Annotated in this window: 17 protein-coding genes; 4 read left to right on the forward strand and 13 right to left on the reverse strand. The window is 74.8% G+C overall.

Translation table 11 applies throughout. From position 1 onward, the window contains the following. Window positions 1–192: 192 nt before the first annotated feature. On the forward strand, window positions 193–951 hold the full coding sequence (locus MUK52_RS01845) for a GmrSD restriction endonuclease domain-containing protein (RefSeq protein WP_284574310.1): 759 nt from the start codon (window positions 193–195) through the stop codon (window positions 949–951). A gap of 4 nt (window positions 952–955) precedes the next feature. Here the strand turns inward: MUK52_RS01845 and MUK52_RS01850 are convergent, their stop codons facing one another. After that, window positions 956–1,492 (reverse strand): GNAT family N-acetyltransferase, encoded by a 537-nt coding sequence (locus tag MUK52_RS01850; RefSeq protein WP_114055568.1) that lies wholly within the window; start codon window positions 1,490–1,492, stop codon window positions 956–958. 182 nt (window positions 1,493–1,674) lie between these two features. Between MUK52_RS01850 and MUK52_RS01855 the strand changes: the two genes are divergently transcribed. Continuing rightward, on the forward strand, window positions 1,675–2,838 hold the full coding sequence (locus tag MUK52_RS01855) for a serine hydrolase domain-containing protein (protein WP_284574311.1): 1,164 nt from the start codon (window positions 1,675–1,677) through the stop codon (window positions 2,836–2,838). Window positions 2,839–2,850: 12 nt separating this feature from the next. On the opposite strand, the gene MUK52_RS01860 is transcribed toward MUK52_RS01855, so the two are convergent. After that, complete coding sequence (locus tag MUK52_RS01860) at window positions 2,851–4,197, reverse strand: M64 family metallopeptidase (RefSeq protein ID WP_284574312.1); 1,347 nt, start codon at window positions 4,195–4,197, stop codon at window positions 2,851–2,853. A gap of 148 nt (window positions 4,198–4,345) precedes the next feature. Here MUK52_RS01860 and MUK52_RS01865 point away from each other — a divergent pair, with 148 nt between their 5' ends. Beyond that, a complete protein-coding gene (locus MUK52_RS01865) occupies window positions 4,346–5,743 on the forward strand; it encodes a helix-turn-helix domain-containing protein (protein WP_284574313.1) in 1,398 nt (465 codons plus the stop codon). Between the two features lie 1,496 nt (window positions 5,744–7,239). Here the strand turns inward: MUK52_RS01865 and MUK52_RS01870 are convergent. Then, on the reverse strand, window positions 7,240–7,503 hold the full coding sequence (locus MUK52_RS01870; protein ID WP_114055563.1) for a DUF6158 family protein: 264 nt from the start codon (window positions 7,501–7,503) through the stop codon (window positions 7,240–7,242). A 72-nt stretch (window positions 7,504–7,575) separates the two neighbouring features. Next, window positions 7,576–8,484: a LysR family transcriptional regulator gene (locus MUK52_RS01875; RefSeq protein WP_284574314.1), complete on the reverse strand. Its 909-nt coding sequence runs from the start codon at window positions 8,482–8,484 to the stop codon at window positions 7,576–7,578. A gap of 178 nt (window positions 8,485–8,662) precedes the next feature. Here MUK52_RS01875 and MUK52_RS01880 point away from each other — a divergent pair, with 178 nt between their 5' ends. Continuing rightward, a complete protein-coding gene (locus MUK52_RS01880) occupies window positions 8,663–9,202 on the forward strand; it encodes a DUF6817 domain-containing protein (protein WP_284574315.1) in 540 nt (179 codons plus the stop codon). 6 nt (window positions 9,203–9,208) lie between these two features. Here the strand turns inward: MUK52_RS01880 and MUK52_RS01885 are convergent, their stop codons facing one another. From MUK52_RS01885 to MUK52_RS01925, 9 genes are all read right to left on the reverse strand, one after another. Next, entirely contained in the window at window positions 9,209–12,049 is a 2,841-nt protein-coding gene (locus MUK52_RS01885; protein WP_284574316.1) for a TIM-barrel domain-containing protein, read from the reverse strand. A gap of 162 nt (window positions 12,050–12,211) precedes the next feature. Next, the gene (locus tag MUK52_RS01890) at window positions 12,212–12,565 is read right to left on the reverse strand and encodes a hypothetical protein (protein WP_114055560.1); all 354 of its coding nucleotides are present in this window, start codon (window positions 12,563–12,565) and stop codon (window positions 12,212–12,214) included. Between the two features lie 58 nt (window positions 12,566–12,623). After that, on the reverse strand, window positions 12,624–13,307 hold the full coding sequence (locus MUK52_RS01895) for a hypothetical protein (protein ID WP_284574317.1): 684 nt from the start codon (window positions 13,305–13,307) through the stop codon (window positions 12,624–12,626). Between the two features lie 50 nt (window positions 13,308–13,357). Further along, window positions 13,358–13,618: a hypothetical protein gene (locus tag MUK52_RS01900; protein ID WP_114055558.1), complete on the reverse strand. Its 261-nt coding sequence runs from the start codon at window positions 13,616–13,618 to the stop codon at window positions 13,358–13,360. 165 nt (window positions 13,619–13,783) lie between these two features. Continuing rightward, window positions 13,784–15,577, reverse strand: coding sequence for an ABC transporter permease/substrate binding protein (locus MUK52_RS01905; RefSeq protein WP_114055557.1), 1,794 nt, complete (start codon window positions 15,575–15,577; stop codon window positions 13,784–13,786). Then, entirely contained in the window at window positions 15,577–16,626 is a 1,050-nt protein-coding gene (locus tag MUK52_RS01910) for a quaternary amine ABC transporter ATP-binding protein (RefSeq protein ID WP_114055556.1), read from the reverse strand. The genes MUK52_RS01905 and MUK52_RS01910 overlap by 1 nt, the downstream gene beginning before the upstream one ends. A gap of 277 nt (window positions 16,627–16,903) precedes the next feature. Next, entirely contained in the window at window positions 16,904–17,836 is a 933-nt protein-coding gene (locus tag MUK52_RS01915; protein WP_114055555.1) for a SigB/SigF/SigG family RNA polymerase sigma factor, read from the reverse strand. 374 nt (window positions 17,837–18,210) lie between these two features. Continuing rightward, window positions 18,211–19,005 (reverse strand): GntR family transcriptional regulator, encoded by a 795-nt coding sequence (locus MUK52_RS01920; protein WP_114055554.1) that lies wholly within the window; start codon window positions 19,003–19,005, stop codon window positions 18,211–18,213. Window positions 19,006–19,158: 153 nt separating this feature from the next. Continuing rightward, window positions 19,159–20,721 (reverse strand): IucA/IucC family protein, encoded by a 1,563-nt coding sequence (locus MUK52_RS01925; protein ID WP_114055553.1) that lies wholly within the window; start codon window positions 20,719–20,721, stop codon window positions 19,159–19,161. Window positions 20,722–20,800 lie beyond the last annotated feature (79 nt).

Below are 20,800 nucleotides of genomic sequence, written 5' to 3' on the forward strand. Positions count from 1 at the left end.
CACCCCTGAGCTGCGGTATGTCGGGGACACTAGCGAGGCCCTCTGACAACGCCCGGGCCAGGGTCCGCGACGGGGACGGCTGCAGCCCGTCTCGGGGGCGGGCGGCGGCCGTTGATTGTCCGGGTCTGGGTAGTCTTGACCGGACGGAGTGCGGTGCGGAACCGGTTCAGGGGGGGGATCGTGGGGGGATTCATGGGGCGTCAGATACCGCTGCGCCGTGTGCGGGTGGCGGCCTCGGCGCTGGTCGTGGCGGTGGTGGCGGGGTGCGCCGGGAGTCCGGTCGGCCACGGGGCCGGAGGCGGAAGCGGAGTGCCGGTTCCGGGCGGGGGCGGCGCCCTGCCGTCCCCGCCGGCGTCGTCCGCGCCGCCCGCGGGCGGCGCCGAGCCGGCCCGCGGGGACGTCCTGCCGGGGCTGGCGGACGCCGCGACGGCCCGGGCTCAGCTCGCCGCCCTGACCGTCGCACCCCCGGGGACGATGGCCGGATACAGCCGGTCCAGGTTCACGCACTGGGCCGAGCAGGGCGACAGGTGCGACACCCGCGAGACGGTCCTCCAGCGCGACGGGCAGGACGTGGTCCGCGACGCCGAATGCCGGGCCGTCACCGGGAAGTGGCGCAGCCTCTACGACGGGGCCGTCGTCACCGAGGCGTCGCGGATGGACATCGACCACGTCGTGCCGCTCGCCGAGGGGTGGCGGTCGGGCGCATCCGCGTGGGACGCCGCCAGGCGGAAGGCGTTCGCCAACGACCTCCGCCGCCCCCAGCTGCTCGCCGTGTCGGCAGCCTCCAACCGGTCGAAGGGCGACCAGGCGCCGGACCGCTGGCAGCCGCCGGACCGGTCGAGCTGGTGCCAGTACGCGCGCGCCTGGACGACCGTGAAGGCCGCCTACGGGCTCACGGCCACGGAGGACGAGAAGCGGATGCTGGGGACGATGCTGGACACCTGCTCCTGAGCCGTCAGGCCGCGTACTCGGTCAGGTCGATGGCATACACCTGGAGGGCGTGGCCCTGCTCGGGGTGGGTGATCTCCCGCTCCGCGGCCATGCCGAGCTTCTCGGCGATGTTCGCCGAGGTGTGGTCGCCGACTCGCACGACGGCGACGACCCGGTCGACGCCCCGGTCCTGGAGGGCGAACTCGAGCGCGGCCTGCGCCGCCTCGGAGGCGTAGCCCTGGCCCCAGAACTGGCGGCCCAGCCGCCAGCGGATCTCCACGTCGGAGGGGAGGCCCGGCAGGTCGTCGGCCACCACCGAGAGGCCGACCGCGCCGATCAGCTCGCCGGAGCCGAGCAGTTCCACCGCGAACTGCCCGAAGCCCTCGTCGTCCCACTCCTCCTCCCACCGCTCGACCTCCCCTGCGGTGGCGTCCGGGTCGAGGGGTGCGCCGTCGCCGGTCCAGCGCATCACCGCCGGATCGGCGTTGATTTCCGACAGGGGGACGACGTCGTCGTCGCCCCAGCGGCGCAGGAGGAGGCGGGGGGTGCGGATCTCGGTCATGGCACCATCCTGCCGAAGCGGCGCGGGCTGCGGAAATCGGGGGTGGGCGGGGGCGCCGGCCGCCTTCCCCCACACGGCGGACCCGGGGGCCGTACCCGCCGTCGCAACCGCGATCGCCGCGGCCGGAACCCTAGGATGCGGCAGGTGCACCCCCGACGGCGTACCTGCGAGAGGCGGTAGTGATGGGCGGTCTGCGCGAGCTGCTGGAGCCGTACGTCGAGCGCGGGGAGCTGCCGGGGGCGGTCGGCCTGGTGTCCCGGGACGGGCGGCTGGAGGCCGAGGCGGTCGGCTCCGCCGATGTCGAGGGCAGCGCGCCGATGGTCCGCGACTCCCTGTTCCGGATCGCCTCCCTGACCAAGCCCGTCACGGCGGCCGCCGTGCTGATGCTCGTCGAGGACGGCCGGCTGGCCCTGGACGACCTGGTCGCGCCGTGGCTGCCTGAGCTGGCCTCACCCGTCGTGGTGCGCACACCCGCCGGCCCGGTCGGCGAGGTCGCCCCCGCCGACCGGGAGATCACCGTCTTCGACCTGTTGACGTCCCGCGCCGGCATCGGCTTCTCCCCCGCCGGGACCGACCTGCCCGCCGTCCGGCCGCTCGTCACCGAGCTGGGGCAGGGGCCACCGCAGCCGCAGCAGGTGCCCGCACCGGACGCCTGGATGGCGGCGCTGTCCCGGATCCCGCTGCTCCACCAGCCGGGCGAGGCCTGGCTGTACAACACCGCGTACGACATCCTGGGCGTCCTCGTGGCGCGGGTCTCGGGAACTCCGCTGCCCGCGTTCCTCGAGGAACGCGTCTTCGAGCCCCTCGGCATGGCCGACACCGCGTTCTCGGTGCCCGCCTCCGATCTGGGCCGCTTCACCTCCCTCTACCGGCACGGCGCGGGCGGGCTGGAACGCGTCGACGCCCCGAACGGGCAGTGGAGCGCGGAACCGGCGTTCCCGTCCGGGGCGGGAGGGCTCGTGTCGACGGCGGACGACTGGCACGCCTTCGCCCGCATGCTGCTCGCCGGCGGCGCCCTCGACGGCGGGCGGGGCCGGCTGCTGCAGCCGGAGTCGGTGCAGCGGATGACGACGGACTGGCTGACGCCGGACCAGCGGGCGGACGCCGAACCGTTTCTGGAGGGGCAGGGGTGGGGGTTCGGCGGCTCGGTGGACGTCCGGCCCCGCGACCCGTGGAACGTCCCCGGCCGCTACGGCTGGGTCGGCGGAACCGGGACGGCCGCCCATGTGACGCCCTCCCGGGGCTCCGCGGCGATCCTCCTCACTCAGGTCCGCCTCACCGGCCCCGCCGCCCCGGAGGTGATGCGGGCGTTCTGGAGGTACGCGGCGGAGGCGGCTGCGGGCTAGGGTCCGTCCGTCCTAGAGGCGGACCTTCCACGTCAGGGTCGTGCGCAGGAACGCCGCCGTCTCCGGGTCCCGGACCGCCGGGGTGCGGTCCTCGACGGTGACCGACAGCCGGTGCGTGCGCAGGTCCGTGAGCCACAGTTCGGCGACTGCCACGTTCGTGCGCCCGGCGAACCGCTTGAGCTCGCGGCCGTCGAGGTGCCAGCGGACGTCGAGCTGCCGCCCGTCCGCCCCCGTCAGGCGGGGGACGGACACCTTGGCCCGCTGCGGCAGCCGCAGCACCCGGCCGGTGGGGGTGAGGGCGCTGACGGGCTTCGCGTGCTGGTAGAAGCCGGCGATCATCGCCTCTGTGCCGGGGAGGTTGAACGGCTTGCCGAGGACCCGCATCAGCGAGTTGTCGGTGGGCCGGAACAGGCCGGTCGTGTAGTAGCCGCCGCCCTCGTACGCGCCGACGGTGCCGCCGTCGGGGGACGGCTCGCCCAGCCAGCGGTGCCACTTGGTGCGGGCGGCGGCCATCCGGTCGGCGGTCAGGGTGGAGGTGTTGGAGTCGGCGGGCTCGGGGCCCTCGTACTTCTCGTAGCCGGGCGTGTCCGGGTAGAAGTACTCGTCGGCGAGCTTGCCGAGGGAGTGGCCGGTCTCGTGGATGGCCACCTGGCCGGACTTGGCGTTGCCGGCCGAGGCCGTGGAGATGCCCTCGTAGCCGAGGGTGGCGCTGCGTTCGTTGTAGCCGGCGCCGCCGTACTTGGCGCTGTTGGCGAGGACGATGACGAGATCGGCGTCGGGTGCCTTCTCGACGTACGAGTCCACCTTCTCCTCGTCGATGCAGAGCAGGCGCTCGATGTCCTCGCACCAGAAGTAGGAGCCGAGCGCGGTGTCGCGGACGGTGTCCCGGTCCGGGTCGCCGGTGACGCCGGAGTCGTGGGAGACCGCGTCGACGGTCCACACGTTGAAGAGGTTGCGGTAGGTGGCGTACGGCTCGACAGCCGTGATCTCGGCCCACTTGGCCTGCGTGTCGCTGTGGAAGCGGTCGAGTTCGGCGGCGGTGTAGCCGTCTCCGACGACGACGACGTCCAGGCGATCGGCGGAGGGGCCGTTGTCGACGGCCTTCGTGACCTTGCCGTCGGCGGCCCGGGCCGCGTCCGAGAGGCGGGCCCCGCTCGCGGCCCGGCCCGGCGAGGTCACGCGGACGTGGCCCGAGCCGGCGACCGTCCCGTCCTCCGGGCCGGGGACCTCCACGCGGGGGGCGCCGTCGGCGAGGCGGGGCACGGCCGTCGCGCCGACGGGCCCGGCGGCCAACAGCAGTGCGGTGGCGCCGGCTGCGGCGGCCGCGGCGCGCAGCGCCCTGCGGGCGGCTCTGTTCATGACGTCATCCCCCGGATGAGAAGGCAAGGCCGTTAAGCGGCGGAGTAAGCGAAGTGAACCGGCTGCTTAAATTAGGGGGTGCACAGGGCGTGCGCAACGGCCCGCCTCCCTTGAATACTGGGGGAGTTGGAACCATCAGGGGGTTGGCATGGACGAACCGGCCGAGATCGGCCGACGGGTGGCCCGGCTGCGCGCCGAACGCGGTCTCACACAGCGGGCGTTGGCCGAGCCTTCGTACACCCCGGCGTACATCTCGACGCTGGAGTCGGGGAAGGTGCGGCCCTCCGAGGCCGCGCTGCGGTTCCTCGCCGGGCGGCTCGGGACGACGTACGAGGAGCTGTCCACGGGGCGCCCCCCGCACCTGGCGACCGAGCTGCGGCTCCGCCTCACCGACGCGCAGCGCACCCTGGCCACGGGCGACGCGTCCGAAGCGGCCGAACTGTACCGGGAGGTGCTGGGCGACGCCGAACGGCTCGGCCTGGACCCGGAGCGGGCGGAGGCGCTCCTCGGGCTCGGCGAATGCGCGTTGGAGGCCGGGGACCTGGCCGCGGCGACGGCGCACTTCGAGGCGGCGGAGCAGTTCCTCGCCGACGAGCCGCCGCCGCGGAAGGCGCGGGCGGTCCGCGGGCGGGCCGTCGCCCACCTGCTCGCCGGGGAGCTGCGCTACGCGTGCTACCTGCTGGAGACGGCGATCGACGAACTCACCGCGGGCGGACTCGCCGACCCGGAGGCGCTCGTGCTGCTCTACACCGCGGTCATCAGCCCGTACACCGACATGGGCGCGCACGCGCGCGCCGTGCACGCCGCCGAGACGGCCCTGGCGCTCGCCCCGCAGGTCCGCGACCCGGCGCTGGTCGCGGGCATGCACCGGCAGGTGGCGCGGACCTTCCTGGCGTCCGGCCGGGTCGCCGAAGCGGACGCCTCACTGGCGAAGGCGCAGTCGGTGTACCGGCAGTTGCAGCTGCGGACCGACCTCGCGCACTGCCACTGGATGCGCGGGTACGTGCATGCGCAGAACGGGGACCTGGCCTCCGCGGAGGCGGAGCTGCGCACGGCGCGGGACATGCTGGCGGCCCGCCGGGCCGCGCTGTACACGGCGCAGGTGGAGGTGGAACTCGCGGACGTCCTGCGCCGGCTCGGCCGAGGACCGGAGGCGGCTGACCTGCTGTCGGGGCTGCTGGACCTGGGCGACAGCCACGGCGCCGTGCATGCGGCCGGGGCACACCGGCTCCTCGGCCTGATGGCCGAGGAGCGCGGCGACACCGAAGCCGCCGAACGGCACTACGTCCAGGCCCTCGCCCTGCTGGAGCGGAGCGGCGCCGGTGGCGACCTCGCCGACCTGTGCCGCCTCCTGGGCGACCTCTTCCGCCGCACGGGCCGCACGGAAGCCGCCCTGGACGCCTACCGCACGGGCCTCGGCCACCGCGCGGCCCCGGGCACGACCACGCTGGGCCCGGCACCGGCGGGGGTGCCGGGGGTGGCGCCGAGGGTGGTGGGCGGCGGCGGGTCTGGGCCGGGACTGCGGGTGGGCGGGTCACCGTCGTAAGCGTCGAGACCGTCGTGACAGCGGCCTTCACCCGGCTTCACCGGTGAGGCAGGCGTGGCAGAGGCATCGGTCCGGGTGAGGGGCGTACGGTGCCTGCTTAGCCCGGTATCGGGACGCGTACTGCTCCAGCGTCGCGGAGACATCCGCTGCGTAATCCGCTGAGATGAACCCACGTGCACGTCGGGCGTCCCGTAGCCGCTCCAGGACCCGCGGGGTGTGGACGCGCTTCGGGCGGAAGCTGTGCAAGTGGCGCGTCGCCGTGTCGATCACGATCCACCGCCCGGTATGCCGCTCACGGCCCACTGCCGTGATCCGATCACCCCCCGGACCCCAGTACGCGTCAGCGACGTAGACCTTCGCCCCGCCCTTGAAGCATTTCGTCCCGGGGCGCAGCTCCTGCCCCCCTGCCCCGCACCGACGCCATGCCACGACGTTCGCGGCCACCAGCCAGACCGGCTGCGGCTGCTCTGGGGGCTGCGGTCCGTTCGAGTGGCCCACGCGGCCCCTCCCTTCCACCCCTTCCAGCGGACGCCCAGCCGGGTCCGCAGCGGGCATCGTAAGCCGGGTGGCATATGGCAGCGCCCCATTTACGACGGCGGCGAGGCAGGTTGGCAGTTGGGGTGCCCGGCGGAGGGAGGCGGGGCGGCGTTGGGGAAGAGGGCGGCGGAGTAGCCGAGGGGACGGGGAGGCACGGGCGGGTGTCCCGCGCAGTCCGATCGTTTCCGGGGCGGGACTCCGGCCCAGCCATGGCAAGCCGTTCCCCGCAGCCGCCCCGCTACCCGCCTCAGCCCTCGGAAGCACCATGCCGAGGCGGAGTCGGCCCTGCCGCCACCGATCGCCACATGCGCACCCCACGACGGCGACTGCGGGCTGCCGCAAGCGAGCAGGGAGGGAGGCGGGAAGGCGGGAGGGCGGGAAGGCGGGAGGGCGGGAAGGCGGGAGGGCGGGAGGGCGGGAGGGCGGGAAACGATGCGTCGCACGTCATTTCGTGCGCACTGGACGACGGCGAGCGGTGGATGGCCGACCACCACACACGACACGCTCATATGGCGATCAACCGCACCCCGCACCTCGCACCCTGCACAACGGCCGGCCGCCGACCCCACCGAGGCACGTGGCGATCAGTGGCGCCCCGGTGCCCGGACGGCGGGCGGCCGCCACCCAGCCGGGACCACGTGGCGATCAGCGGCGCCCTGCGACAGGGATCGGGCTGCGTGACGCGGGCGGGTGGCGGAGGTCCCTCCAGGCCGCTCCCCCTCCTGGGGGCTTCCCGGCAGCTCTTTGTCTTTCCGGTGCAGGTCGGCTTGTCAAGGGTGGCCCGAAGGGCCATCGCGCAGCGACGCGACCAGCGGGAGCGCCCTTTACAGGCCGGCCCGCGCCGGAACGACAATGGGCAGCCGGGAAGCCCCCAGCACGCCACCGACCCCGGGTCCTCGGCTCCCGCCGCCCCGCTCCCCCGATCGCGTCCTCGACGCCGGGCCTGCCCGAACACGCCTCTACGTGTCCCCCGGCGTCGCCTCGTCGCCTGCCTTGCGGGCGCGGGCGCCCGAGCGGGTGCGGGAGGCCGTTTGGGCGCGTTGCGGGTGGCGGCGTACGTATTCGTGTTCCAGTTCGTTCATGCGCTGCGTGTGGGTGCCCAGCGCATCGTCCGATCCGTGCAACAGGGTTTCGTGGCGGGTGCGGTGGATCGCCTCCAGTTCCTTCAGGAGCCTGCCCTCCTCCAGGTCTCGCGCCGACGGGCCGCCGTCGTGTGCCGCCATGGCCGCACCACCTCCTGAATCGGCCGGTTCTTCCATCATCGCCCGAGGTGCGGCATTCGGCTGGGTGGCGCGCTACTGCCCGCGCGCGGCCCTCGCGCGGCACGTGCGGGCCACGTCGTCGGCGAAGAGGCGGGCCGGCGGGGAGAGGGCGGACCAGCGGCGGACTGCCCAGCCGACCGGCAGGGGCGGCAGGTCGGGGATGGGGACCAGGCGCAGCGGGCCGTCCGTTCCGGGGACCTGCCAGCCGGGCAGGGCGGGGACGACGGCGTGGCCGAGGCCGAGTTCGGCGAGAAGCAGGGCCGTGTCCCAGTCGGCGACGCTGGTGTCCGAGCGGATCGTGATGGCGGCCTGTGCCAGCGCGGTGTCGAGGTGGGCGCGGGAGGTCGAGTTATCCGGGAGCCGGATGTGGCGGATGCCCGCGAGGTCGGCGGGGGTGAGGTGCGGGCGGGCGGCGAGGGGGTCGTCGGCGCAGACGGCGAGCACCCACGGCAGCTCCATGACCGGCCGCAGCTCGACGCCCCGGACCGGCTCGCCGATCGTGATCCAGGCGAGGTCGAGGTCGTCGGCGGCGAGCGCGTCGAAGCAGCTGCGGCTGGAGTTGGCGGTCCGGAACTCCAGGCTGATGTGCGGGTGTCGGCGGCGGAAGCCGACGACGGCTTCCGACATGAAGTGCCGGACGGTCGTGGCGCCGGTGGTGATGCGCACCGAGCCGGCGTCCCCGCGGACAAGGTCCTCCAGGCGGCGCAGGGCGCCGTCGAGGCCGGCGATGCCGTCGGCGGCGGCCGCCAGGAGGATGCGGCCGGCCTCGGTGGGGGCGACTCCGCGGGCGTGGCGTTCCAGCAGGCTGGTGCCGGTCTCCCGTTCCAGGCGGCGGACGTGCTGGCTGACGGCGGACTGGGTGCGGTCGAGGTCGCGGGCGACGGCGCTGAGGCTGCCGGCCCGGCACACGGCGACGAAGACGCGGAGGTCGTCGAGGGTCATGCGTGGAGCGTAGCCGCTGCTCTTAGGTTCAGCTTGGGGGTGTGAAGGAATGTGGAGGATTGACTTGGGTCTGGGCGGGCGAGCAAGATCCTTCGTGGGGGGATTCAAGGGCGGCAACCCTGCCTCTGTATCCGCGATGCAGAGGCGGGTGCCGACCCGTGGGGGACGGGAGTCGGAGATGGGTGATCCGCGGGAAGAGCGGGCGGTGGCGCTGTTGCGCGGGCTCGGCGCGGAGCGGGTCACGCATCCCGGGGGGGCGCTGCCGGCGCACCTGGGGCGGGTCCGCGATCTGCTCGGCGCGTGGGGTGCGCGGCCCGAGCTGCGGCTCGCGGGCCTGTGCCATGCGGTGTACGGGACGGACGGCTTCCCGGCGGCGCTGCTGCCGCTCGGGCGGCGGGCCGAGGTGGCCGAGGCCGTCGGCGCGGAGGCGGAGCGCCTTGCGTACGTGTACGCGAGCTGCGACCGGGGCGTGTCGTATCCGGGGCTGGGCGCGCAGGGTGTCTTCCGGGACCGGTTCACCGGGGAGGAACGCCGGCCCGGAGGGCGGGGGGTGCGGGATTTCGCCGAGCTGACCGCGGCGAACGAGCTGGATCTGGCGCGGACCGACCCGGTGTTCCGGGAGGCGCGGGGTGGGGAGCCGGCTGCGCTGTTCCGGCGGTGGGAGGGGTTGTTGAGCGAGCCGGCCCGGCGGGAGTGCCGGGCCGTGCTCGGCGGTTGAGCCGCGTCAGCGGCCGGCGGGCGGGGCGGGGCGGCCGGTGAGGGTGAGTTCGGCGGCGCTCGTCCACGGTCCGCGGCCGCCGGCTTCGGTGAGGGCCTTCAGCCGTACGTAGCGCCCCGTCGTGGCGGGGACGGCCGCGGAGTGGGCTGCGGAGGTGTCGGGGAACGTGCCGGTCGCGACCGGCGGGCCCCAGTTGGCGGGGTCGTCGGAGACGTGGAGTTCGTAGCGGCCGATGCGGCCGTTGGCGCCGCCGTCCTGGCGGGGGAGGCAGCCCAGGCCGTCCACGGTGTGGCGGGCGCCGAGGTCGATGGCGATCTCGTGCGGGAGCACGGCGGGAGCGGAGCCGGACCAAGCGGTGTGCCACATCGTGGCCGGGTTACCGTCGAAGGCGTTGGCGGCGGCGCCGTCCTCGGCGGCGGTCTCCTGGCTGTCCGCGGACAGCAGGCGCCAGTCGGCCTGTGGGATCGGCGCGGAGGCAGCGGGGACCGGTTCGGCGTCCGGGACGGACGTGCCGCTCGCGGTGACGGTGAAAGCGCCCGGCTTCGGGCCCGCCTTCACCCACAGGATGCCGCCGCGGTCGGCGGGGTCGTGGAACCAGCCCGTCGCGGCGGCGTCGTAGGCGGCCTTGGAGGCGTGGCGGGCGAGCTGCGCGCCGTCGAGGTCGACCCGGGCGGGCGGGGAGGGCACGTGGAGGGTGAACTCGTACCCCCGGGAGGCCGGTTTGCCCGTGTAGCTGCCGGTCGGGGCGCCGACGGAGACGGTGACCGTCCCGGCGCCGGAGGCCGGGGCGGAGACGTCGACGCGCTGGCGGGCGTAGGCGCCGGACTCGTGGGCGCGGGTCAGGCCGTCGTCCTCGTACAGGCTGAACGACGAGGACCCGCGCGGGTGGATGTCGTAGGTGAGGACGGAGAGGGGCTTCTCGCCCGTGTGGTTCATCTGCGGCCACATCGGCACGATCGCGCCGCCCCTGACGAACAGCGGGAGGGTGTCGAGCGGCGCCCGGTGGCCGTTCAGCCGGCCGGGGCCGGCGTACGTCTTCCCCGTCCAGTAGTCCGTCCACGTCCCGGCGGGCAGGTAGATCCCGTCGCGGACGGCGGTGTCGGAGACGACGGGCGCGACGAGGAAGGAGTCGCCCGCCATGAACTGGCCGCTGGTGAGGTTGCCGCGGGCGACGGGGTCGTCGGGGTACTCCAGGACCATCGCGCGGGTGGCGGGGACGCCGGTCTCGTGGGCGGTGCGGCTCATCGTGTAGTGGTACGGCATCAGCCGCATCTTCAGCTGCAGGTAGCGGCGGTTGATCGACCTGTACGGCTCCTCGAACCGCCAGGGCTGCTTGTCCCGGTAGCCGGGCTCCGGGTGGGTGGCGCCCCAGCCCGACATGGTCATGAACGCGGGGGTGAAGGACTTCCACTGCAGGTCGCGCACGTACGTCTGCGGGCTGCCGCCGAAGATGCCGTCGATGTCGCCGGCGGCGTAGTTGAGGGCCGACAGGCCTGCGCCTGCGATGGCGGGGACGTGCCAGCGCATGTCGTCCCAGGTGCCGTGGGTGTCACCGGTCCAGACGACGGCGTTGCGCTGGGTGCCGGCCCAGCCGTCGACCGTCCAGACGAAGCGGCGGGCGTCGGAGTTCCGCTCGATGCCGTCGACGGCCTGCTGGACGCCCGCGAACGCGCTCTTGTAGCCGCCGCCGATCCAGGCGACGTCCGTCTTGACCGCGCGGGAGCCGGCGGCGACCTCCTCGGCGATGCGGGGCAGCCCCGTCGACGTCCACAGGCCGGTGCGGAAGCCCTTCGCGGCGAGCGCGTCGACCGTCGCCTTCAGGGGCTCGGTGTAGCCGCAGCCGTAGCCGTCGTTGGGGAGGAACCAGCCGGAGGGCATGTCGGCGGCGCGGGCGTCTGCGGCGTAGCCGCCCACGTCCGGGGTGGTCTGGTGGCGCGGGCGGTCGTGGTCGCCCTGGTAGTCGGGGTGGGAGGCGTTGAAGCAGTCGGCGTTGCCGAGTTCCAGGCCCCAGATCGGGGCGAGGAACGGTTTGCCGCTGACGTCCGTGTAGCCGCCGAGGACCGCCTTGAGGGAGTCCCCGGTGAAGTACCAGGCGTCGAACCGCTTCTCGTCGTGCGCGAGGGCCGCGGGCGCGTGGAAGCCGTACGAGCCGGGGGCCCAGGTGTTGCGCATGGCGCCGTAGCCGTTGGTGGACATGTAGAACGGGGCCGGGCTCGCGTTGTCGTTCTCCCGCCACCGGTTGTCGACGGCCACCGGGACGGTCCTGCCGCGCAGGGCCCACTCGCCGAGGCGGAGGCCGGTGCCGTAGAACTGCTCGTCGGTGCCGCGGGAGAGGTACTGGGTGGTGCGGTTGGCGGTCCAGGAGGTGGGCCGGCTCTCCTCCCAGACGAGGGTGCGGTTGTCGGCCCGGTAGACGGAGAACTTCAGCGGCGACTTGTTGACGCGGATGTTCAGGGCGGGCGTGGTGATGCGGTAGTGGCCGCCCGCGTCGGCGACGGCGGCCTGGACGGGGCCGAAGTCGGTGGTCCGGGCCAGGTCCGAGCCGGCCGGGTCGTCGGCGAAGCGGCCGTCGGGCGAGAGCCAGAGGCGGAAGATGTCGGCGCGGGCCACGACCACGCGGGCCTTCGCTCCGCTGGAGGAGGTCACGGTGAAGGTGTTGCCGGAGCGGGTGATGCCGGTGGCGTTGCCGGCCGTGGCGGGGGCAGGGGCGGCGGCTGCCGCGGCGGCCTGGCCGGCGACCGGTCCGGCGCCGGCGAGGCCCGCTGCGGCGAGGAGTCCGGCGAGCAGCGCGGCCCGGAGGCTGCGCCGTCGCCCGCGCGGAGTGGTGCGGACGCTGATCACTGTCATCGGGCAGCTCCTCGTGCGGTCCGTGTGGGCGGACACACCGATGTGGCATGCACCTGGCAACATAGCGGCCGGTGGAGATCGATTGAAGGAAGATGCGCGAAGTCGGCCGCCCGCGCGCAGCTTTGAGCATGACGCGGGGGGCGAAATCCCGCCGCCGGCGGCTCACGTGAACGCGTGGACGACCTCGATGCGCCCCACGATGTGGGCGTTGAACTCCTCCAGCTCCTCGGCCGGAATCCACAGCTCCAGGATGGTGCGTCCGCCGGCCTGGCGGACGGGGTACCGGCTGAGGAAGGCGGAGTCGACCTCGAAGCGGGTGACGAAGCCGGCGCCGGAGTGCGGGACGTTCCAGTCGCGGGCGATCCGCACCGCGTACTCCTCGTTCAGCACGGGGTAGAAGATCGGCTGCTCGGGCAGCCGGGGCGGCCAGGCGCGCCAGTCGAGCGCGCGGACCAGGTCCAGCTCCTCGGGGCCGGTGGGGCGCCAGAGGGTCGTCGTGGCCTGCTGCTCGGTCATGGAACTGCTCTCTCGGTACGGGGCGGCCGCCCCGGGGCGGCCTGCCGGGATCCCGACGCTACTGCCGTCGCACGCTCGCTGACCACGTGTTTTCCGGGGCCGGCGGGACGAGGGCCGCGGCGAGGACGGCGTACAGCGGGGCCGCGTGGGCGGGGGCCCCGCGGGACGCCCAGTCCTGCACGCGCGCGAGGAAGCCGTGCAGCCGGTGTGCGACGCCGTCGAGCAGGCGGTGCAGTTCGGGCAGCGGCAGCTCGATGACGGGGCTCGCCGCGGAGTCGGTGTCGGCGGTGAGGCGGACGGTGTCTCCGACGAGCCGGGCCTCCGGCGTCGGGGAGTGGCCGAACCAGCCGGAGCAGGAGGCGGAGCCGGCGGCGAACTCCCGCCAGGTGCCCCACTCCTGGAGGCCGTGGCAGCAGCCCGGGTCGACGACCGCGCCGGTGGCCGTGTCGGTGATCCGGACCCCTCCGGCGAGATGGAGGTCCCCGCCGACGGCGAGCAGGCCGCGCAGGAACGCTCCGGCCGGGTCCGGGTCCGGGTCCGGGTCCGGACCCGGGGCGGCTTCCGTGCCCGCGGCGGGGTCCGCGTGGGCGTCGGCCAGGCAGGCCACCACCGCGCCGACCTCCGCGGGCGAGAGGTCCGCGCCGAGCGGCAGGAGGACGTACGGCTCGTCGGGGAACGCGGCGGGCCAGAGGGAGAAGCCGTCGACGCGGTGGACCTCGAGGACGGGCTGCGCGGTGATCACCGCACCAGTCTGCGTCAGGCCGTCCGCCGCACCGCGGGCGCCCTGCGGTGTCAGGGGCGGCGCCGGACCGGAGGCCGGGGCGGGGTGACGGCCAGGACGGGCGCGGCGGGCGAGGTGTGCCGGTGGCCGCACGGGGCGAACGCGAGCACCACCGGCCGGCCGGGCTGCTGCCGCCAGGAGATACGTTCCGGCAGGCGGGCGCACACGGGGCAGCGCGGCAGCGGGCCAGGCTCGGTCCCGCTGCCCGGGGCGGGCTCCGGGGCGCGCTCCGGGACCGCCGCGAGCGGCGGCACGAGGTGCGGATCGGGCATGGCGGCTCCTGGTCCCGGCGGGGGTCGTGCTGGCACTGTGCCACGGACCGGCCCGCCGTGCACGGGCGGGTCCCCCGCCGGGCCGGTCGGCGCGCGGCCGCCCCCGCCCCAGGGCGGCGAAGGGCGGGGGCGCGGGCGCCCGCGGGGCCGGCGGGCGCGGCGGCGTCAGGCGGTCGCCGCCTCGGCGACCTCCGGGTGCTCGGCGAGCCAGGCGCGCACCGCCTCCTGCTCCTTGCCCTTGCCGCCCGCCTGGATCTTCGCCTCCAGGCCCGTCAGCTGCTTCTCGTCCAGCGTGAACGAGCGCAGCCAGGCCGCCACCTCGGGCTCGTCCCGGGCGAAGCCCTTCCGGGCGAGGGTGTGGATGCCGTCGCCCTGTCCCCAGGCCTTGCGGGGGTCCTCCAGCTTGTGCAGGTCGTACGAGGCGTACGCCCAGTGCGGGGACCACAGGGTGACGACGACGGGCTCCTGCTTGGCCTGGGCGCGCTGGAGTTCTGCGAGCATGCCGGGCGTCGAGCCGTCGACGACCTCGTACTCGCCCTCCAGGCCGTACTCCTTCAGGACCCGGTCCTTGAGGATGCCCATCGCGCCGGCGCTGGGCTCGATGCCGATGATGCGGCCCTTGAAGCGGTCGCCCTTGCCCTTGAGGTCGGCGAGGGAGCGGACGTCCTTCACATAGGACGGGACGGTCAGTTCGATGGAGGTCGGCCCGTACCAGGCGCCGAGGTCGTCGATCCGGTCGCCGTACTTCTCCCAGTACGAGGCCTGGGTGACGGGCAGCCAGGCGTCGGTCTGGAAGTCGACGCGGCCGCCGGCGAGCCCGGTGAAGAGCGCGCCGAGCTCCAGCTGGCGGGCCTCGACGCGGAAGCCGCGGCGCTCCAGCAGCTCCTTCCACAGGTAGGTGGAGGCGATGCCCTCGTCCCACGGGATGTAGCCGATGGTGAGGGTGCGGCCCTTGCCGGGGCCGGCGGCGGCCGCGGGGCCGTTCGCGGCTCCGCCGAAGGTGTGCAGTCCGCCGGCGAGGAGGGCGAGGACGGCCGCGGCGGTGACGGCGTACGCGGGCTGCGGGCGGTGCTGCCACAGGCGGGCGGCGCCGGTGGCCGCGGAGCGGGCCCGGGCGAGGGCGCGGCGGCCGGTCGGGGAGACCTGGCGGCCGAGGGCGGCGGTCATCCGGTCCAGGTACATGGCGAGGATGACGATGGACAGGCCGGCCTCGAAGCCGAGGCCGATGTCGACGTTGCCGATGGCCTTGTAGACGGCGCCGCCGAGGCCTCCGCCGCCGACCATGCCGGCGATGACCACCATGGACAGGCCGAGCATGATGACCTGGTTGACGCCGGCCATGACGGTGGGCAGGGCGAGCGGCAGCTGGACCCGCAGGAGCGTGTTCCGCGGGGTGGTGCCGAAGGCGTCGGCGGCTTCGACGAGTTCGGGGTCGACCTGGCGGATGCCCAGCTCGGTCATGCGGACGCCGGGCGGCAGCGCGAAGACGATGGTGGCGATGATGCCGGGGACCACGCCGACACCGAAGAAGACGACGCCGGGAATGAGGTAGACCATCGCGGGCATGGTCTGCATGAAGTCCAGGACTGGCCGCAGTGCGGCGCCGAGCCGCGGCGAGCGGGCCGCCTGGATGCCGATCGGGACGGCGATGGCGAGGGTGGCCAGGGTGGCGACGAGGACCAGGGACAGGGTGGCCATGGCGTCGGACCACAGGCCGACGGAGTCGACGAGGGCGAGGCCGGCGAAGGCGAGCACGGCGGCGAGGAGTCCGCGCAGCCACCAGGCGGCGACCGCGAGGAGGCCGGCGAGCAGCAGCGGGGCCGGGGCGGACAGCACGGCGTGGATGCCGTCGTAGAGGCCGGTGACGACGGCGCTGACGGCGTCGAACAGCCAGGACAGGTGCTGCTGGAGGAAGTCGACGGCGGAGTCGGCCCAGGCGCCGGGGTTCAGACGGGGCATCAGGCGGCCGCCTCCTCACAGCGTACGGGGGCCCGGTGCTCGTCGCCGATGAAGGCGACGAGCCGGTCCTGCGCGACGGTGCCGACGACGGCGCCGTCGGTGCCGGTCACGGCGACGGGGTGCGGGACGCGGGCGCTGACGGCGCACAGGTCGGCGAGCGGGGTGTCGGGGGTGACGGTCGGGCAGCCGCAGGAGCAGCCGGCACCGGGGCCGGTCATGACGGCGTCGGCGGTCAGCACGCGGGAGCGGTCGACGTCCTGGACGAACGAGGCGACGTAGTCGTCGGCGGGGCGGGTGAGGATGTCCTCGGCGGTGCCCTGCTGGACGATGCGGCCGTCGCGCATGACGGCGATGCCGTCGCCGAGGCGCATGGCCTCGTTGAGGTCGTGCGTGATGAAGACGATGGTCTTGCCGAGGGTCTTCTGCAGTTCGAGCAACTGGTCCTGCATGTCGCGGCGGATCAGCGGGTCGAGGGCGCTGAAGGACTCGTCCATCAGGAGCAGGTCGGCGTCGGTGGCGAGGGCGCGGGCGAGGCCGACGCGCTGCTGCATGCCGCCGGACAGCTCGTCGGGCCAGGAGTCCTGCCAGCCGGAGAGCCCGCAGAGTTCCAGGGCTTCGGCGGCGCGGCGCTCGCGGTCGGCGCGGTCGGCTCCCTGGACCTCCAGGCCGTAGGCGGCGTTCTCCAGGACGCTGCGGTGCGGGAAGAGCGCGAAGTGCTGGAAGACCATGCTGATTTTCGTGGAGCGGACGTGGCGCAGCTCGCGGCGGGAGAGGGCGGTGAGGTCGCGGCCGTCGAAGAGGATGCGCCCGTCGGTGGGTTCGAGCAGTCCGTTGAGCATGCGGAGCAGGGTGGACTTGCCCGATCCCGACAGGCCCATGATGACGAAGATCTCGCCGGGCTCGACGCGGAAGGAGGCGTCGATCACGGCGGCCGTCGCTCCGTCGGTGCGCAGTTCCTCGCGGCTCGCGCCGTCTCGGAGCGCGCGGACCGCCGCGCCGGGTCGTCTTCCGAACACCTTGTAGACGTGTTCGGCCTGGAGCGTGGACACATGCACCTCGCGGGTCGTACGGGTACGGCCCGTGCCGGCGCGGGGGGTGGGTGCGGGGCGGGCCGTGGAGCGGTGCGGGATCTGCCCGCCCCCCTGCCGCCGGCCGGGCCGCGGCCGACGGAGGGGTGCGCTCCGGTCACTCCGCTGCCCGGCTCGAACCGGGACAAACGCCCTGGTGACCCACCTCACGCGGGGGGCGGCGCGAGGTGTGGTGGAGATCACCGAGGCTCTGTGCGGCGCGTGATCCCGACCACATCGCGGGCGGCACCCCGAGGTGTCAGCGGCGGGCGGCGCCGTCCTCGGCGGGGTCGGCCAGCATGGAGGCCCGCAGGTGGGCCAGGACGCGCGTCAGCAGCCGCGACACCTGCATCTGGGAGATGCCGAGAGCGGCGCCGATCTGCGCCTGGGTGAGTTCGTCGCCGAAGCGGAGCTGGAGCATGCGGCGCTCGCGGGCGCTGAGCCGTTCCAGCAGGGGCGCGAGGGCCTGGAGGTCCTCGACGCGTTCCAGGGCGGGCTCCTCGGCGCCGATGACGTCGGCGAGCGTCTGGCCTTCGGCGGGGTCGCCGCCAGATTCGGTGAAGGCCGGCTGCGGGGCGTCGAGGGAGCCGCTGGTGTGGCCGTTGGCGGCGAAGAGCCCCTCGACGACCTCCTCCGCGGTGAGGTCGAGGTGCGCGGCGATGTCGGAGACGGTGGGCGAGCGGTCGAGGGCGCCGGTCAGCTCCTCCTTCGCCTTGGCGATGTCGATGCGCAGTTCCTGGAGGCGGCGCGGGACGCGGACGGCCCAGGTGGTGTCGCGGAAGTGCCGTTTGATCTCGCCGGTGATGTACGGCATGGCGAGGGTGGCGAACTCGGTCTCGCGGGAGGGGTCGTAGCGGTCGATCGCCTTGATGAGTCCGATCGTGCCGACCTGGACGAGGTCCTCGATGTCGTCCGCGTCGGCCCGGCCGCGGAAGCGGCGTACGGCGTACTGGACGAGGGAGGCGTTCATCTCGATGAGCGTGTTGCGGACGTACCGGCGCTCCGGAGTGCCCTCTTCGAGTTCGTGGAGCCGCCCGAAGAAGACCCGGGAGAGCTCGCGCGCGTCGGCCGGTGCCACCTCCCTGGGCTCCTCGATCCGCGGCAGGTCCGCGATCCCGGGCGCCGCGGAGGCGGGGCGGGGGCGGGGCACTGCGGCGGTTTCGGCGGCGGGCGTGTGGGCAGGGGCTCGCATGCGGGTTTCGCTCCTTGGGCTTGTCGGCTTGCGGCGCGTGACCTTGACTTTCGACCCGATGTTTGTCGCTCCACCTGGGGTACGTCAAGATTTGCCGGTTATGCGCGGCTGGGTTATGTGCGCGCGTACGGCTTCGGTCGCGGGGCCGGGAGCGGATGCAGGCCGACAGCGGAGGCGAGCCGGGAGCGGAGGCCGCGTGCCGGTGCGGCGGGCGGCGGGTACGTGTGCCGGCGGCGTGCCGACGGGTGCGTGCCGACGGGTGGGGCGCGTCGGCTCGCGGGGGTACGGGGCGCGGGAGCCGGGGATCCGGCAGGTGCCGGGGCGTCCCGCATGCTGCGGCGCCCTCCGGCGGCGGCGGCCGGCGGGCGGGTGTGTCAGCTGACCTGGAAGCCGCTGACCGCGCGGTCGCGGTGGAAGGTCAGCCGGTCCCAGGTGGGGAAGGAGAGGTCGGTCACGGCGAGGAGCCGGCCGGCGTCGTCGTGCAGGGTGCGGCGCACGGACAGGCCGCCGGCGGCGGCTGCGGACGCGGGGCGGCTGCTGAGGGTCATGGTGATGGTCTCGGCGACGCGGCCCTCGCGGGCGGCGCGGTCGAGCCAGCGGTCGAGGGGCCCGGGGTCCTCGTCCCGTACGGCCGCGGCGCGGCGGTAGCCGGCCAGCTCGGGTGCCTCGGCGAGGGCGCGGGGGCAGACGTAGGTGACGGCGTGCTGGAGGGTCTGCCCGGCGGGGCCGCGCTCGCGGCGGTGGTGGACCAGGGTGCGCTCGCCGCCCTGCATGCCGAGCTGCGCGGCGAGGGAGGGCGGCACGGTGACCCGGGCGAGCCAGCTCTGCACGAGTACGGCGCCGGGCGGCGCGCCGGGGGCGGCGGCTCCGGAGGCGGCCGGGGCCCCCGCGGGCAGGGCGGGGGCGGGCGCGGGGCCGGGTGCGGGCGCGGGGGCGGCCGAGCGGGTGCCGCGGCGCTCGGTGACGATCAGGCCGTCGTCGCGCAACTGCTGGAGCGCGGCGCGGACGGTCTGCCGGTTGACGCGGTACCGGGCCGCCAGGGTGCGCTCGGAGGGGAGTCTGCCTCCGGGGCCGTGGACGGCGTCCTGGAGCTCCTGCCGCAGCGCTGCGGCGATCCGCTGGTACTTGGGCACGGCGGCCGGGCCGCCGTCCCGCGGGGACGAGGACATGGCTTCTCCTCTGACGGTCGGTCAAGGATTGCGCGGTCTCCACCAACGTAGCATTGGTCTATACCTCTGAGTGAGGCGGGAGAGGGGCCCCGCGCCCACCTTGGCCGGATCCCGCCGCCCCGGGGGCGCCGTGCGGGACGCTCGCAACACCCCCTAAGCCTCCGCGTCCGCCAGCAGGGGGTTCGGCAGCGGGATGTAGCGGGCGTCCGCGCCGTCGGCGCGGGTCCACCGCAGCAGCAGGTTCGTCTTCGCCGGCAGGGACGGCGCCGTCAGCAGCTCCGCCGCCTCGGGCAGGCCCCGTTCGGCCGCATGCCGCCGGAACTCCCCGCGCACCGCCGGCCACACCGCCCCGGCGGCCCGGGGGTGCGCCTCGGCGAGCGCCGCCCCCACCCCGCCCAGGTGGTTGACGACCAGGCAGTAGACCAGCCGCTGCCAGGCGGCCGCGCGGTCCCCGTCCGCCGGCAGCTTCACGCCCTCCGCGTCGCGGAACAGCGCTTGGACGGGCATGCCGTGGGCGTCGAACGCGACCACGGTGTTCTGGGCGTGCGCCTCCAGCACCACGCCGTGCCGGGCGAACAGCTCCAGCGCCGGCGGCACGACATGGCGCAGATACGCCCGCCACCAGGCCTCCGGGTCGGCCGCGGCGGCCAGCGGGCTGCCCTCGTACCCCTCGGCGAGGGCCGCCGCGAGCACCGGCGCCGCGCCCGGCACGAGGTGCTGCCGCAGCCCGTCGCGGACCAGGACCGCCAGCTCCTCGAAGGCGAACGCGGCGGTGCGGTAGCCGCGGTCGGACAGCCAGGCCGCCGGCGAGCCGGCCCGGCGCAGCGCCTCGAAGCCGGCCCGGGCGGCCTCGTCCGTGCGGCGCAGCTTCACCAGGTCGTGCCGCCACAGCCGGCGGACGTCGTTGGTGATCCGCACGTCGAGGCTGAACTTCACGAACAGGTCGCCGTGCCCACCGCTGTGCCCGCCGCCTCCGGGCACGTACAGGGTGCGGACCGAGGCGGTCGGCCAGGCCGGCAGGCGGCTCTCGCCCAGCCGCAGCAGCCGCCCGTCGGCGAACGCCGCCCGTACCGCCGGCGACGCCGAGACCAGCTCCAGCTGCCACGGGTGGGCGGGCAGCAGCCGGTAGCCGGCGGGCGGGCGCGGCCCGTCCAGGAGGCCGGCCAGCGCGTCGACCGCGCCGGCCGCGGCGGCCCCGCCCTCGTCGGCGGCCTGGTCCTCGCGCAGTCCGAGGAAGACCAGCGGGAACCGGCCGTGCGCCTCCGGGGCGTACGGCAGCCAGCGCGCCGCGGGCGCCCCGCCGCGGGCCTTGGGGGCCGGGTGGTGGGGGTGGCCCATGACGAGGGCCTGCTCGGAGCGGACGTAGGCGTCCTGCGGCGGCGCGGCGGCCCGGCGGGCGGCCAGCAGCGCGGCCACGGCGGCGCGGCTGTCGGCGATCTCGACGGGCAGTTCGTCGTTCGGCACGCCCGTGTACCGGTACAGCTCGTCGGCGGTGAGCTTCACCAGCTCGCTGTGGGTGAGCGGCCGCCATCCGTCCGGGGTGCGCAGCTCGGGCCGCACGGGCCGGCGGCCGCCGCGGACCCGCAGCAGCCGCCCGGTGGCGCGCAGCCGGTGGACACCTCCGCCTTCGGGGTCGGCCGCCTCCCTGAGCAGGCAGTTGAGCAGGGGTGCGGCGGAGAGTTCGTCGGCTGCGGCGTTGAGGTCCACGGATTCCATTCGGGTCCATCCTGTGTGCCGGGCGTCCGCTGCGCGCGTCCCCGGCCGTGATCTTCAGTATCCGCGATGATGACGTGAT

Source organism: Streptomyces sp. 2P-4, from assembly GCF_030167965.1.
In the GTDB taxonomy this organism is placed as follows: Bacteria; Actinomycetota; Actinomycetes; order Streptomycetales; family Streptomycetaceae; genus Streptomyces; species Streptomyces globosus_A.